Origin of the sequence: Paraburkholderia sp. BCC1876 (assembly GCF_902833695.1) — a bacterium.
GTDB lineage: Bacteria > Pseudomonadota > Gammaproteobacteria > Burkholderiales > Burkholderiaceae > Paraburkholderia.
Genome location: NZ_CADFGI010000087.1, coordinates 1 through 452 on the forward strand (window position 1 = coordinate 1; position 452 = coordinate 452).

Consider the following 452-nt stretch of genomic DNA (forward strand, 5'->3'; position numbering starts at 1 on the left):
GCGCACGCGCGGCTCCGCCCCGCCCAGGCAAAAGCCATGGCTGATCGCCACCCGGCCGCTCATGCCGAGCGCGGCGGTGCGATCGAGGACCAGCCCCAGCGAGGCCGCGCCCATCTCGCCGCGCTCGTGCAGATGCAGGTCGATGCCGCTGCCGTGCCGCTCGGCGAGCCGGAACATCAGGTCGACGGCCGCCACCGGGTCGCCCTCGATCGCGCAGGGATCGAGCCCGCCGACCAGGTCCGCGCCGGCGCCCAGCGCCGCGTCGAGCAGCGCCTCGGTATCGATGTCGACATGGGTGCGCAGCCGCGTGGTGCCGGCCGCCAGGAAGGCGCGCGCCAGGGCCAGCGACTGCCGGCCCGCGTGGTGCCCCTGCTCGGCGCGCCAGCGTCGCTCGAACTCGATGCGATCGACCAGGCGCGGGCCGACCTCGTTGCGGAACCAGGGCAGGCCCC

At 75.9% G+C, this 452-nt stretch carries 1 pseudogene; it reads right to left on the minus strand.

Annotated elements, in window-relative coordinates:
• Positions 1-452 (minus strand): annotated as a pseudogene (locus tag HWY05_RS37895) (cytosine deaminase); the annotation flags it as partial.